General features: G+C 32.1%; 18 protein-coding genes. 4 read left to right on the forward strand and 14 right to left on the reverse strand.

The window, feature by feature from the left end; translation table 11 throughout:
- Positions 1-16: 16 nt before the first annotated feature.
- A complete protein-coding gene (fbp, locus tag H8K90_RS06305; RefSeq protein WP_186845066.1) occupies positions 17-1,030 on the reverse strand; it encodes a class 1 fructose-bisphosphatase in 1,014 nt (337 codons plus the stop codon).
- 129 nt (positions 1,031-1,159) lie between these two features.
- On the opposite strand from fbp, the gene H8K90_RS06310 reads away from it, so the two are divergent.
- From H8K90_RS06310 to H8K90_RS06325, 4 genes are read left to right on the forward strand one after another with little or no spacing between them, the layout of a single operon-like run.
- Entirely contained in the window at positions 1,160-1,639 is a 480-nt protein-coding gene (locus H8K90_RS06310; protein ID WP_186845067.1) for a GNAT family N-acetyltransferase, read from the forward strand.
- Between the two features lie 39 nt (positions 1,640-1,678).
- Positions 1,679-2,929 (forward strand): aspartate kinase, encoded by a 1,251-nt coding sequence (locus tag H8K90_RS06315; protein ID WP_186845068.1) that lies wholly within the window; start codon positions 1,679-1,681, stop codon positions 2,927-2,929.
- Positions 2,930-2,948: 19 nt separating this feature from the next.
- Positions 2,949-4,781 carry a GNAT family N-acyltransferase gene (locus H8K90_RS06320; RefSeq protein ID WP_246457536.1) on the forward strand — a complete coding sequence of 611 codons (1,833 nt, stop codon included), beginning with the start codon at positions 2,949-2,951 and terminating at the stop codon, positions 4,779-4,781.
- A complete protein-coding gene (locus H8K90_RS06325) occupies positions 4,768-5,784 on the forward strand; it encodes a carboxypeptidase-like regulatory domain-containing protein (RefSeq protein WP_186845069.1) in 1,017 nt (338 codons plus the stop codon). Before H8K90_RS06320 ends, H8K90_RS06325 begins: the two co-directional genes overlap by 14 nt.
- A 50-nt stretch (positions 5,785-5,834) precedes the next feature.
- Here the strand turns inward: H8K90_RS06325 and H8K90_RS06330 are convergent, their stop codons facing one another.
- The 13 genes from H8K90_RS06330 to H8K90_RS06390 form a co-directional block, all read right to left on the reverse strand.
- On the reverse strand, positions 5,835-6,326 hold the full coding sequence (locus tag H8K90_RS06330; RefSeq protein WP_186845070.1) for a YtxH domain-containing protein: 492 nt from the start codon (positions 6,324-6,326) through the stop codon (positions 5,835-5,837).
- Between the two features lie 52 nt (positions 6,327-6,378).
- Positions 6,379-6,921 carry a hypothetical protein gene (locus H8K90_RS06335; RefSeq protein ID WP_186845071.1) on the reverse strand — a complete coding sequence of 181 codons (543 nt, stop codon included), beginning with the start codon at positions 6,919-6,921 and terminating at the stop codon, positions 6,379-6,381.
- 66 nt (positions 6,922-6,987) lie between these two features.
- Entirely contained in the window at positions 6,988-7,752 is a 765-nt protein-coding gene (locus tag H8K90_RS06340) for a sulfite exporter TauE/SafE family protein (RefSeq protein WP_186845072.1), read from the reverse strand.
- A gap of 24 nt (positions 7,753-7,776) precedes the next feature.
- A complete protein-coding gene (locus tag H8K90_RS06345; protein WP_186845073.1) occupies positions 7,777-8,163 on the reverse strand; it encodes a VOC family protein in 387 nt (128 codons plus the stop codon).
- Positions 8,164-8,263: 100 nt separating this feature from the next.
- Positions 8,264-8,719, reverse strand: a complete 456-nt coding sequence (locus H8K90_RS06350; RefSeq protein WP_186845074.1) for a DUF1801 domain-containing protein — start codon at positions 8,717-8,719, stop codon at positions 8,264-8,266.
- Positions 8,720-8,730: 11 nt separating this feature from the next.
- Positions 8,731-9,195 (reverse strand): DUF4199 domain-containing protein, encoded by a 465-nt coding sequence (locus H8K90_RS06355; RefSeq protein ID WP_186845075.1) that lies wholly within the window; start codon positions 9,193-9,195, stop codon positions 8,731-8,733.
- 106 nt (positions 9,196-9,301) lie between these two features.
- Positions 9,302-9,712: a response regulator transcription factor gene (locus H8K90_RS17045; RefSeq protein ID WP_186845076.1), complete on the reverse strand. Its 411-nt coding sequence runs from the start codon at positions 9,710-9,712 to the stop codon at positions 9,302-9,304.
- 9 nt (positions 9,713-9,721) lie between these two features.
- A complete protein-coding gene (locus H8K90_RS06365; RefSeq protein ID WP_186845077.1) occupies positions 9,722-10,660 on the reverse strand; it encodes a 2-hydroxyacid dehydrogenase in 939 nt (312 codons plus the stop codon).
- A gap of 85 nt (positions 10,661-10,745) precedes the next feature.
- On the reverse strand, positions 10,746-11,144 hold the full coding sequence (locus H8K90_RS06370) for a cupin domain-containing protein (protein ID WP_186845078.1): 399 nt from the start codon (positions 11,142-11,144) through the stop codon (positions 10,746-10,748).
- Between the two features lie 71 nt (positions 11,145-11,215).
- A complete protein-coding gene (mgtE, locus tag H8K90_RS06375) occupies positions 11,216-12,586 on the reverse strand; it encodes a magnesium transporter (RefSeq protein WP_186845079.1) in 1,371 nt (456 codons plus the stop codon).
- 78 nt (positions 12,587-12,664) lie between these two features.
- Positions 12,665-13,441: a 16S rRNA (adenine(1518)-N(6)/adenine(1519)-N(6))-dimethyltransferase RsmA gene (gene rsmA, locus H8K90_RS06380; protein ID WP_186845080.1), complete on the reverse strand. Its 777-nt coding sequence runs from the start codon at positions 13,439-13,441 to the stop codon at positions 12,665-12,667.
- A gap of 76 nt (positions 13,442-13,517) precedes the next feature.
- Complete coding sequence (locus tag H8K90_RS06385) at positions 13,518-13,838, reverse strand: DUF4286 family protein (RefSeq protein WP_186845081.1); 321 nt, start codon at positions 13,836-13,838, stop codon at positions 13,518-13,520.
- Positions 13,839-13,909: 71 nt separating this feature from the next.
- Positions 13,910-14,518, reverse strand: coding sequence for a hypothetical protein (locus tag H8K90_RS06390; protein WP_186845082.1), 609 nt, complete (start codon positions 14,516-14,518; stop codon positions 13,910-13,912).
- Between the last annotated feature and the right edge of the window lie 42 nt (positions 14,519-14,560).

The following is a 14,560-nucleotide window of genomic DNA, read 5'->3' on the forward strand; positions in this document are numbered from 1 at the left end:
TTATAGTTGAATATATTTATTCGGCATTTCGCATAAATTCCTCGGCTTTTTCTACCATATTCTTACTCCCGCAAATAAAAGGTACACGCTGATGTAACTCTGTTGGTTGTACATCCATAGTGCGTGTAAAACCATCACTAGCTTTTCCGTTAGCCTGTTCTGCTAAAAAGGCCATTGGGTTACACTCGTATAATAACCGTAATTTACCGTTAGTAGCTTTAGAACTTTTTGGGTACATATAAATGCCTCCTTTTATCATATTTCTATGAAAATCGGATACCAACGAACCAATATAACGTGAGGTGTAAGGTCTATCTCCTTCTTCCATTTGGCAATATTTAATATAGTTTTTTATGCCTTTAGGAAAGTGAATATAATTTCCTTCATTTACAGAATAGATATTTCCGTCTTCTGGAAATTGCATGTTCGGATGCGATAAATAAAATGTTCCTATGGCCGGATTCAATGTAAAACCATTTACACCATCTCCAGTTGTATAAACTAACATAGTTGAGGTTCCGTAGACTACATAGCCAGCTGCAACTTGTTGATTTCCTTTTTGTAAAAAATCGTCAATAGTAACAGGTGTACCCACAGGAGTAACTCTTCTATATACAGAGAAAATGGTCCCAACAGAAACATTTACATCTATGTTAGAGGATCCATCTAAAGGATCAATTAAAACCACATATTTATTCTGATTGTTTTCATCCTGGCTATTAATAGCAACAAAATCATCTTCCTCTTCACTGGCAATACCACAAACAATATTTCGTTTGGTCATAGTTTGTATAAACTTATCATTAGCATATACATCTAATTTTTGCTGATCTTCACCTTGTATATTAGTATCTCCAGCAGCACCAGTAATATCAACTAAACCAGCCTTGTTAACCTCATGGTTCACTACTTTAGCTGCTAAACGAATAGAATTTATAAGTCTTGAGAGTTCACCAGAAGTGTATTTGAAAGAGGTTTGATTTTCAATTATAAATTCACCTAAAGTTTGGTTGAGATTAGAGTTTGCCATGAAACATTAATATTGTTTAGTTTGCACAAATATCGCATTTTTTAACAAACTATAACGTTTTCGAAGTGCAAATAAATTGTTAGTAAACCGAGTTTTAGATTATATTTGAATTCCTATTTTAACAAAATAATGAATCAACCAAGATTAGCCACAAAACAAGATATGCCAAGCGTATTAAAACTAATACACGAATTGGCGCTATTTGAAAAAGAACCTGATGCCGTAGAAGTGACACTTTCTGATTTAGAAAAAGATGGCTTTGGTAATAACCCTAAGTTTGTCTGTTTTGTAATTGAAGTAGACAATACTGTCGAAGGTATTGCATTGGTCTACACCAGATATTCTACATGGAAAGGCCAAGTATTACATTTAGAAGATCTTATTGTTAGTGAAAAATGCAGAGGAAAAAATCTGGGCACTCAACTTTTAGATGCAGTTGTAAAATATGGAAAAGAAATTGGTGTAAAACGCATCAGTTGGGAAGTGTTAGACTGGAATGAACCTGCAATATCATTCTATGAGAAAAAAGGGGCGAATGTAATGCGCGATTGGGACGTGGTACAACTTGATGAAAAAGCAATAGACAACTACTTAGAGAATATTAATTAAAAGATTTTTCCCTCAGTATCGGGATGATGAAGTAAAGATATGCGTGTTTTTAAATTTGGTGGTGCATCTGTTAAAGATGCAGATGGTGTTAAAAATTTAGCAAGGGTTTTAAAAACTACTGGTTATGATAATACACTTGTGGTTGTTTCTGCAATGGGAAAAACGACCAATGCTATGGAATTGGTTATTAAAAATTATTTTGAAAATAAGTCTGAATTACAAAGCTCAATTCATGAAGTGATTAAATATCATAATGAAATTCTTTTAGATTTGTTTGAAAATGAACGTCATCAAGTATTTTCAGATGTAAGAGCATTTTTTGATGAGTTAGCAGTTTTTTTTAAAAGTAATAAATCACCAGATTATAATTATGTTTACGATCAGACCATTGGTTTTGGAGAGCTGATTTCTACAACTATAATAAGTCATTATTTAAAAGAAATTGGTCTCAAAAACAAATGGATAGACGTTAGAGAATTGATAAAAACGGATAATTATTATAGAAGATCTAATGTTAATTGGGAGCAAACACAAGAAAATATTGCATCAATTTTTAACCCTTCAATTCTTAATATTACTCAAGGTTTTTTAGGTAGTGACGCTAATAACTTTACTACAACTTTAGGTAGAGAAGGAAGTGATTACACGGCTGCTATTTTTGCATATTGTTTAAATGCCAATAGTGTTACCATTTGGAAAGATGTACCAGGAGTATTAAATGCAGACCCACGTTATTTTGAAAATGCGCAGTTACTGCATCAAATTTCCTATAGAGAAGCTATAGAGTTGGCATTTTATGGTGCTTCTGTTATACATCCCAAAACATTACAACCATTACAGCAAAAGGAAATTCCGTTGTATGTAAAATCGTTTTTAAATCCCAAAGCAGAAGGTACTTGTGTGAGTAAGGGTAAAGCGTTAGAACCAGAAATTCCGTGTTTTATTGTAAAGAAAAATCAGACTTTAATTTCATTATCGTCCTTAGATTTTTCATATATCGTAGAAGAAAATATTAGCGAGATTTTTAGCTTATTACATTTGTATAAAATGAAAGTTGATGTTATTCAGAATTCAGCGATTAGTTTTTCGGTTTGTATAGATAATTTATATAATAATCTCGAAAAATTACTCCAACATTTAAAAGCTAAATTTAAAGTAACATGTCACAATAATGTGAGTCTTTATACTATTAGGCATTATAATGATGCTGCAATAAAAGATCTCGAAAAAGATAAAACCGTATTATTGAAGCAATTAGCGCAAGGAACGGTTCAAATAGTAACTAAATAACATTTACTACATTTGTTTTATGGGGAAATCATCTGATATGGGTTTAGTTACAGCTAAGGAAGTTGCAAAAGCAATCCATGCAGATAAGTATGGTTTTTTAGGAACTTTCTTTGGCTGGGTATTGATGAAAGTCTTAAAAATATCTACACTCAATAAAATTTATAAACGCAATAAGCATCTTAGTAATCTCGAATTTCTAGATGGAATTTTAGACGAATTTCAAATTAAGTTTGAAATTCCTGAAGAAGACATGAAGCGTTTGCCTAAAGAGGGTCCATATATTACCATTTCTAATCACCCTTTGGGTGGTATAGACGGTATTCTATTGTTAAAATTAATGATAGAACAACGAAGCGATTTTAAAATTATAGCTAATTTTCTACTTCATAGAATAGAACCGCTTAAGCCTTATATAATGCCTGTTAATCCTTTTGAAGACCGAAAGGATGTAAAGAGCAGTATTGCTGGTTTTAAAAATGCAATTATGCATTTGAGAGATGGACATCCATTAGGAGTCTTTCCGGCAGGTGAGGTTTCAACATATAAAGATGGAAAACTTGTTGTTGACAAAGAGTGGGAGGATGCTGCAATGAAACTTATACAAAAAGCACAAGTTCCTGTAGTTCCAATTTATTTTCATGCTAAAAATAGCCGTTTGTTTTACAGACTTTCTAAAATTAGCGACACACTGAGAACGGCAAAGTTACCTTCGGAATTATTGACTCAAAAGCGTCGTGTTATAAAAGTAAGGATAGGTAAACCTATTTCTTTAAAAGATCAAAAAGAGCATGAAAGTCTTTCGGATTTTTCAGAATTTTTAAGAAAGAAAACCTATATGTTGTCTCATGCATTTGAGCCTAAAGAAAAAATATTAAAAAACATTCAGTCTTCGCTTAAAGTCCCTAAGGTTCCTAAACGAATAGTTACTCCTATTGACTCTAAGGTTATGATTTCTGAGGTTGAAGCTTTAAAACTTAAAGATTGTAAGCTTTTAACTAGTAAAAATTATGAAGTTTATTTGGCAGAAGCTAAAGACATTCCTAATATATTAAGAGAAGTCGGGAGACTGCGCGAAATTACATTTAGAGAAGTCGGTGAAGGTACTAACGAGGCTATTGATTTAGATACGTTTGACACCTATTATCACCACATGTTTTTATGGGATAATGAGAAAAATGTTATTGCTGGCGCTTACCGAATGGGACTAGGTTCTCAAATTTTTGAACGCCATGGTATCGATGGGTTTTATTTACAAGACCTTTTTAGATTTGAGCCAGAGCTATATAAAATGATGAGCCAATCTATCGAAATGGGTCGTGCATTTATTATTAAAGAATATCAGCAAAAACCAATGCCCTTGTTTTTATTATGGAAAGGGATTGTACACACTACTTTACGTTACCCAGAGCATAAATTCTTAATTGGTGGTGTGAGTATAAGTAATCAGTTTTCAAACTTCTCAAAATCGTTAATGATTGAGTTTATGAAATCTCACTATTACGATCCTTATATCGCTCAATACGTGCATCCTAAAAAGGAATTTAAAGTAAAACTGAAAGATGCAGATAAAGACTTTGTTTTTGATGAAACCGAAGCAGATTTAAACAAGTTTGATAAAATTATAGACGAAGTTGAGCCAGGTGCTCTGCGATTACCTGTATTACTTAAAAAGTATATTAAACAGAATGCTAAACTTGTAGCATTTAATGTAGATCCATTATTTAATAATGCTGTAGATGGCTTAATGTATATTAAAATTGCAGACTTACCTGAAAGTACAGTGAGACCTGTAATGGAAGAATTTCAAGCTGAGTTAGAGCGTAAATTCATGGATAACCATGAGGATAAGTAAACTTTGTTTTATAGCCCTCTTTTCACCCTTATTTTGCATTTCGCAAACCTTTACAGGTAAAGTTATAGATAAAGTAACTCAACAGCCTATTGAAACGGTATCAGTGTATTTTGATAATACAACTATAGGTACAACTACTAATGAAAATGGTGAATTCTCAATCACTTATACAAATGCTGTACAATCTACTTTAGTCATTTCTTATTTGGGTTATGAAAAAGTTTTTATTTCTAATTACAGGAGCGTAAATAACCAAAACATTGAGCTTACGGAAGCAACTAGTGCTTTAGATGAGGTTTATATAGAATATGATGATGGTTTAACAAGACGGCAGAAGCTACGTTTGTTTAGAAGAGAGTTTTTAGGCACGTCTAAATTTGCCAAGTCTTGTAAAATTCTTAATGAAGATGATCTAATATTGAAATACGATAAGCGAAGTAAATCATTATTTGCGAGTGCTAAAGTTCCTGTTATAGTAAGCAACAAAGCACTACAATACGAAGTTGCATTTGATATTGTAGATTTTGAAGTTAACTTTAGATATGTAAATGTGAAAACAAGAGAATTTACAGTAAATTCTGTGACTTATTTTGGGACTTCTTTTTATAAGAATTTAGATGATTTTAATACAAAGAAAACCATTAAAAATAGAAAGTTAGCTTATAGTGGTTCTGTACAACATTTTATACGCTCTTTATACAATAAAACCCTTAGAGAGGAAGGTTATTGGATATATTACGGAAGTTTTAGAGTAGAAGAATGGGATTATTTTAAGGTAGAAGATGTTGTTGATTCTGACTTTAAAAAGGTGAAATTAAAAGATAAGGTTACCATTTTGTACGACAAAGAAATACAATCTGAACTGCAATTAGAAGTCGATGAATTCTATGTGGATACTTATGGTAATTACACACCAATTATTGGAGTGTACTTTAGTGGTGCATTAGGTAATCAACGTGTTGGTGATACGTTGCCTTTAGATTATGGATTAGGTGGTAATTAGAAAAAGAATAAAAAGAAAAAACCCAGAATTAAATTCTGGGTTTTAATATTTTAAAGGCTTTTAAACCAATCTTGAAATTGTTCACCTAGCAAAAATACTGGTTTTTTCTCACCACTTAGAGAACCTATCAAACTCATAATCCATAATACAAATAACAGTAATCCGACAATACCTCCGATCATAGGTGAAATAAAATACAATAAGTAATTTACTAATGATAAGATTAGTAAACCAAGAGTTTGTCTAATGTAAAAGCTACCATGTTCAGTTTTATTACCATTATTCATTATCATAGCAATAATCCATCCTATCCACCATAAATGTGCAATAATCCCAACATTTTTGCCATCGCTGAGAACCTCTTTAGCATCTTCAGCAAATTCAGCAGCTTTTTCCTTGGCGTCTCCTGCAAATTCTTTAGCATCATTTGCTAATTCACTAGCTTTCTGACTTATTTTTTCTCCAGCTCTTTTTGCTCCATCTTTAGCATCATCTAGCATATCATCTAGATCATCGCTTAAATTTTTACCATCGTCTGACATAATTTTATTGTTTTGGTTAGACCATAAAGTTAATGAAAAAGCCTATACAAGTTTATTTTTTTCCAAATAGCTTACTAAAAAAACCTTTTGTTTTTTGTTTAGCCTCTGTATAAGTTTCCTTGGCGTCTTCTGCAAAATCTTCTAATTTATCTTCAGCGACATCTGCAAATTCACTAAGTTTTTCACTTGCTTCATTTGCAAACTCTTTTGCTTTTACTTTTGCTTCTTCATAAGTTTCTTTGGCGTCTTCAGCCAATTCAGCAGCTTTTTCTTTTGCAACATCTGTGTATTCACTTATTTTCTCTCCAGCTTCATCAGCAAATTCCGATGCTTTTTCTTTAGCATTATCAAATATGTCTTTGGCATCCTCATTTATAAATTCTTGTGCCTTATCCTTTACATTACCTAAAACTTCTTTAGCATCATTTGCAAGTTCACCAGCTTTCTCTTTTGCAGTATCAAAAGCTTCAGCAGCACCTTCTTTTAAATCATTAGTCTTATCTTCAATTGTATTAGAAGTATCATTTACAACTTCGTTAGCGGTTTCTTCAACGCTATTTATGTTTTCTTCTAAATTGTTTTTGTCTTCAGTCATTTGTAAAATGGTTTAATTATATGTAGGTAAAGGTAGAATATTGTTACAAACTGATATAATATTAGATTATCTAAACAACATAATTAGACCACCTAAAGCAGTAACTATTAAAATAAAGCGTCTATAATTAACATTAGAAATTAATTTAACGATATAGGCGCCTAATAAAAAACCGATAATTACAGCAGGAATTAAAACTGAGTTTAAAACTAAAGATTCTACAGTAACAGTTTTCCAAATAAAAATATGAAACGGAAGTTTAAAGATATTTATGATAAAAAATAACCAAGCTGCTGTTCCAATAAATTCATTTTTTTGAAACCGCATGGTTAAAAAATAAATATTAGAGATGGGACCTGCTAAATTACCAATCATCGTTGTAAAACCAGTTAAAAAGCCCATGCCAATTGAAAACAACTTATTAGTAGGTATGTTGTTAGATTTTCGTTTTTCGATATAAAACATAATAGCAACGGAAACAATTATTATTATAGCCATTAGCCTTTTAAAAATAATTTCTGAAATGTCATTACCTATCCATACACCAACTAAAACACCAATAATCATCCATGGAATAAGCTTTTTAATTATACTCCAATCTGCATGTCTGTTATAATAAATTACAGCTAAAATATCGGCACAAATTAGCATAGGAAGTAGAATCCCTGTAGATGCCTTTTCACCAAAAACAAAGGCTAGTATTACTACAATTATTATACTTACTCCTTTGATACCCGATTTAGATAAACCCAATAAAAAAACTGCAAATCCAATGGCTAACCATTGCAATGCAGTTAAATGATAAGATTGAAGTATTTCTATATAAGACAAATGCTCTTTTTTATGAGGTCAAAGTTATTGAAATGCACTGTCAATTGGTTCCCATAACTCAATTTTGTTACCATCGTTATCGAGTATCCAACCAAATTTACCATAATCGTATTCTTCCATTTCACCAACTATAGTAACACCTTCTTCTTTTAAAGTTGCTAATAATTCTTTTAAATTTTCAACTCTATAATTAAACATAAAGTCTTTTTTAGAAGGCTCATAATATTTAGTGTCTTCTGCAAATGGACTCCATTGTGTAGAACAATCTTTTCCTTCTTTATCTTTCCACCAAAAGGTGCAACCATAATCGTCTGTATTAAAGCCTAAATGTTTTTTATACCAATCTTTTGAAGCTTTAGGGTCTTTTGTTTTGAAGAATAGTCCTCCAATTCCTGTTACTCGTTTTTTCATATTTATTTTCTGCGAAAGCAGTAATCTTTTTAATTAAACTTTGATTATCTTAAATTGAAAGGCTAAAACAAGTTCAGCATAACAAATAGTTCTTAATACTTTAATTTTTTATAGCTTTTTCATAAATCCCAATCCATTCGTCAACAGTCATTTTCCCTAAAAGTTCTTCTATTAATTTATAAGGTATGTCATCTACTTTTTTAAAACGCACACAACTTTTGCCCATATCTAATTTGTATTTTGCATGTTTAGGGTATTCAGCCACAAACCAGTTATAAAGTTCTTTTTTGGCATATAAGCCTGAATGATACAGTGCTATAAAGTTTTTTCGCGATGCAATATTTATAAATGGTAAAGGTGGAAAAGGCTTACAATGATATCCTGGTGGATATACTGATTTTGGAACAAAATATGCTGGTATCCCATAACCCATACCAGATTCTAAACCTTCTGGCATATTATCTTTTATGAGGTTATGTAGTTTTGTCATTGGTGCTTTTCGGTCTTCAGGGAGTTGACTTATATAGTCTTCTGGTGAGTCTGCTTTGTATTGCATGGTTAATTAATTTAGTTTTTGCGTTGTAGAATTAATCCAGATATTAAAGATATAATAAATCCAATTATTGTAACAAGAGCGAGCATAAATAAAGCGGCACTTGTACTGGTCATTTTTATAATGTCCTCTGCTTTTCCTTGGTCAATTAATTGTTGTTCGTAATTACTAAAAAAGGAAGGATCTATAAATTTAGTATATATAAAATCTGCAATCGCTATACCTAAACCAACAAGTAATGAAATGAGTATGCCTATAACAATAGCTTTTCCTAAAGAGATAACTCCATTATTTATGCGATCTCTATAATGTTTAATTCCAAAAAAGATGAAGGATAAAGAAAGGAAAATAGATATATATCCTAATATTTCATTTGTTGAATAATCAAGATTTTCAATGCCAAAAACAAGATGTAATGTAAAAATTACAAAGCCTGTAATGAGACCGTAGCCTCCAAATTTAATAATTGTATTTTTCATAAATAAATTGGATTTAATTAATAGTCCAAAAGTAAGTATGTCGTATAAAATAGGTCTCATACTAAAGTACCAAAAGCCATCATACTTTAGTGCTAATGCCTTTATTTTAGATTATTTTGAGGTCTTTAGCTATTTGAAGCGCTTGTGTTCGTCGTTTAGCATTTAATTTAGAAAGTAAGTTTGAAACATGAGTTTTCACAGTGCTTTCTGAAACAAAAAGTTTTTCTCCAATTTCTTTGTTAGACAACCCATCGGAAATACCTAAAAGTACTTCATACTCGCGCTTACTAATGGCTAAGTCTTCTATTTTTTTATGATTTATTTCTGCGGAATTGTTGTCTTGTTTATGGAGGCTTTTTTTATTGAGATATACACCAATAAAAAAGAAAACAATAGCAATTATGGCAATTACTATTTCCGAATTTAAATTACCCGAAATAACAGCATACTTACTAAACTGAAAAAGTAGTAGTAAAGCTAAAATGAGTAATCCAAAAACTAAAATGGTTTTCTTCATGCTTTAAATTTAGCAAAATTTTGCTTTTATCTTATCAACAATGGTTTGGGCAAGCTTAATATTGCTTTCTATGGTCCAACCTGCAACATGAGGAGAGAGTAAAACATTTTCTGATGCTATTAAGTACTGAAATGCTTTTGGCATATTATCCGAAGTAAATAAATTTTCAAAAGATGACTTTTCGTATTCTAACACATCGAGTCCTGCACCCAAAACTTTTCCGGAATCTAATGCTTCTGCCAAGTCTTCTGTCACCACACTCTTGCCACGAGCAGTATTAATTAACCAAAATGGTTTTTTAAAACTATTAATGAATTTAGAATCCACCATATTAACAGTGTGTGGTGTTTGTGGAGTGTGTAAGCTCAACACATCTGCTTTATTTTGCAGTTCTTCTAGTGAAACTTGCTTGCAATTTTCATCACCAACATTAGTATTTATATCATAGCAAAGTACGTCTACATCGAAACCTCTAAGCTTTTTTGCAAAGGCTTTTCCCATATTACCATAACCAATAAGTCCAACAGTTTTGCCATCGAGTTCTAGCCCACGATTTGCCTCTCGTAACCATTTACCTTGCCTTACCTCTTTATCTGCTTTATTTAATTTATTGAAAAGAGAAAGCAACATTCCTAAGGCATGTTCACCTACGGCATTTCTGTTGCCTTCAGGAGCAGAGATAAGGTAGATACCTTTTTCTTCAGCATAATCACAATCTATATTTTCTAGACCTGCACCAACTCTTCCGATGAATTTTAAGTTTTTGGCTGCATCTAAAAATTGTTTGTCAATAGTAAATCGACTGCGAATAATAATGCCATCATAATCAGAAAGTTTTGCTTCGATTTCTTCTTTTGAAGATGTGTAATCTTCGTGATTGGTGAAACCTAAATCATTGAGTTGATTTGTGAGTAGCTCGTGATTTTTATCTATGTGTAATACCCTCATAATCGTAATTCTGTCATTCATGCGTTGGCAGGAATCCATTTGAAATTAATACTTTAATGTAGATTCCTGCCTTTGCAGGAATGTATTATATCCAAGGATATTCAGTTTGTGTCATTTCGTGTTCTACATCTCCTGTATGTGCTGTATTTAATTTTTCGAAAAGTAAAAGATGCACTTCTTCACCATCTTTGGTTGACGGATTGTGCTCAACTCCTTTTGGTACAACGATCATTTCTCCTTCTTTAACAACTTCGGTTCGGATTCCGCCTTCGCTTCCGGCTTCGTCGGACGAGGCTCTAAATTGCATGTAAAGTGTCCCTTTTATCACCTGAAATAATTCATCTTCATCATCATGACTATGCCATACAAATTCACCTTTAATTTTTGCAAGTATTACTTGCATATCATCTACGGTTGCAATACGATGTGGATGCCATTGTTTAGAAAATAACGCGTGCTTGTCTTTTATGTTTATTGCTTTCATATGTTAAAAGTATAAATAATGAGATGCTGAAACAAGTTCAGCATGACAAAGTTGAGAAGAACAGGTAAAAATTAAATACCTAAAATCATTTTAGCAATCCAGAAGTAGATTAGAATTCCGAAGATATCGTTGCTAGTTGTTATAAAAGGTCCTGTTGCAATAGCTGGATCGATACCTCTTTTGTCTAAAAATAATGGCACAAAAGTTCCGATTAATCCAGCAACAATTATTACCGCGATTAATGATATAGATATTGCCAATGCAGTATAAAAATCGCCTTTAGTTGCCCAAACAAATAAGAATAAGAATAAGGCTAAAATTGTTCCGTTAAGTGCTGCTAGTAGCATTTCTTTAATTAATCTACTGTTAATACTCCCTTTTACATCGTCGTTTGCTAAACCTTGCACAATAATAGCACTAGATTGTACACCAACATTACCAGCCATTGCGGCAATTAGTGGTGTAAAAAAGAATAATACTGCATATTTATTAAAAGCTTCTTGAAAGCCTTCCATTATTAAAAATGCACCAACTCCGCCAACAAGTCCTAAAAATAACCAAGGCAAACGCGCTCTTGTAAGTTGTAAGATACTATCATCTGCTTCAACATCTTGTGTAATACCAGCAGCTAGTTGGTAATCTTTTTCGGCTTCTTCTTTTAAAACATCGACGATATCATCAATGGTAATTCTACCAACTAAAGTTTGGTTGTCATCAACAACAGGAATGGCTTCTAAATCATACTTTGCCATTACTTTAGCAACATCTTCCGCATCGTCATTTACATTCACAAAGTCCACATTGTCTTTAGCAATGTCTGCTATTTTTTGGTCGCTTTTTGCAACAATTAAATCTTTAAGTGATAGACGACCTATTAGTTTTTCTTTTTTGTCTACAACATAGATAGAATGTACACGTGTTACCTCTTTAGCCTGACCTCTAATACGACGTAAACAACCAGCAACGGTCCATGTTTCGTAGACTTTTACAAGTTCTTTAGCCATAAGACCACCAGCAACATCATCATCGTAGGTAAGAAGTTCTTGGATTTCTGCTTTATGCTCTTCATCTTCAATTTGAGATATGACGGCCTCTTGTCGTTCTTCTGGAAGCTCTGCAATAATATCCGCAGCATCATCGGTATCTAACTCTTCAATTTCTTCGGCAATCTCTTTTGCAGAGAACTGTTTAAGGATGTTTTCTCGATTGTCTTCATCGAGCTCCATTAAGATGTCCGAAGTTAAACCAGAGTCTAAGAGTTTAATAACATATACAGCATCATCAATATCGAGTTCATCAATAATTTCTGCAATATCTGCATAGTGATACTCATTTAAAAGTAGTTTTATCTCTTTGTCGTTTTCGTCTTCGACAAGAATTTCTACTTTTTCTATAAGCTCATCTGTGAGTTGAAATTGTATGTTATCTTGGATATCTTCCACGTGATGGTTTAGCGTTTATTATAAATCCTTAGTCATTTCGAGTTTTTCGGCTACACTCAATACGACCGTAGAGAATTATTAATGACTATCATTTTCAATCAGCGAAGTGAGCTCAATAAATTGTGAAACACTTAATTGCTCTGGTCGCTGCCCAAATATAGTATTTGCTTTTAAATTATCCGACAGATTGAATGTTTTTAAACTGTTACGTAATGTTTTTCTACGTTGTTGGAAGCCTGTTTTTACTACTCTAAAGAATAACTTTTCATCACAAGGTAAGTTGTAATTTTCTTTTCTTGTAAGTAATAAAACACCAGAATCTACTTTAGGTGGTGGATTAAAAACCGTTGGTGATACTGTAAATAAATACTCTGCATTGTAAAATGCTTGTGTTAATACAGATAAAATACCATAAACTTTAGAACCTTCTTTAGAGCAAATACGCATTGCTACTTCTTTTTGAAACATGCCAGAAAACTCAGGAATTTGATGTCTAAGCTCCAAGGTTTTAAATAGAATTTGTGAGGATATATTATAAGGAAAATTACCTATAATCGCGAACGGTTTCTCATTAAAAACGAGGTTTAAATCGTACTTTAAAAAGTCTTTTTCAATAATTCTATTTGCAAGATTGAGGTAATTGTTTTTTAAATAGTCTACAGATTCTGTGTCTATTTCTATTACGTGGGTTGTGATGTCTTTTTTTAATAGATATTTTGTAAGTACACCCATTCCAGGACCAATTTCTAAGACATCGTTATAGCCCTTAAGCGAGAGACTATCAGCAATATCTTTAGCAATGGACTCATCTTCTAAGAAATGTTGTCCTAAATGTTTTTTTGCTTTTACCGTCATAATTATGTTTTCTCTAGAAGACCTAGAGTCGTAAAGAGCCTAAAGGTACAACTTTGCGCCTTAGCGGCTTTGCGAACTATTTAAAATTCACCGAATACTCGTCAATAACCTCTAATTCTGTTCTAAAAGCTAACATTTTATCTGCAAATCTTTCTAACCCTGCTCGTCTAAGCCCTTCCGCATCATTTGCATAATAATCTTCTAAAGCTTCTCTAGAATGTGCTCTGTATTGAATAGAATACGTATCTGCTTCCTCATCGGATACTAACACTTTAGTTAGTTTTGCTTCTTTAAATTTGCCAGTAGCTAATACTTGAGGAATGTGTTCTTTTATCCAGTCTAACCATTCTTTGTTTATAGATTTATCGACGTTTACAGTAACATTGTATATAATCATTCTTTGAGTTTTATGATGAAATAATTTATTGAGTCTTTTTGTAAAAAACCTATATAATATATAAGGTGTTTTTACTCAATACTAAAATAATACTCTTTATCAGATTCATTTAAGAATCTCCAAGAAACATTCCCGCATTTATTATATCCAATCTGATTTGCATGGTGCTCGATAGGATAATTTTCAATGATATATTCGTTTCTATTTTCATTTTTTACTATACTGTTTTGCCAACTGACAACATAATCTCCAGGATCTAGGGCTTTTAGTCCTATTTTATACTTATAAGATAAATTGTCATTAGAAATTTCTGAATGTAATGTCATTTGTGCATTTTCGCAAATGGGAAGGAATGTAGATAGTCCAATATTATAAATCAATTCAAATTTGTCAATTGCATCTTTACAATTTGAAGATTGCGTGGGTTCAATAAATTTCATAATTGAAAAAGTGTCACCTGTAGATCTATTAGCAATGATAGAATCATTGATTGCTAAATCATAGGCTTTTGAAGAAACAATACCCTCTAACCATATTGTGTCATTTACCGAAAAAGACGATTGAGGAGTAATATAAACATTATAATCATTGAAAATTAAGGTGCTTTCGGTACTATCATCATCACATTGCATTGCTAATAAAAAAGGGGTAAAGAGAATAATTTTAAAAATTTTTTTCATCGAATGTTTTTATATAGATTCAAAAATGTAAGAAAGGTTGCT

The sequence above is a fragment of the Winogradskyella echinorum genome (assembly GCF_014297365.1).
Taxonomy (GTDB): domain Bacteria; phylum Bacteroidota; class Bacteroidia; order Flavobacteriales; family Flavobacteriaceae; genus Winogradskyella; species Winogradskyella echinorum.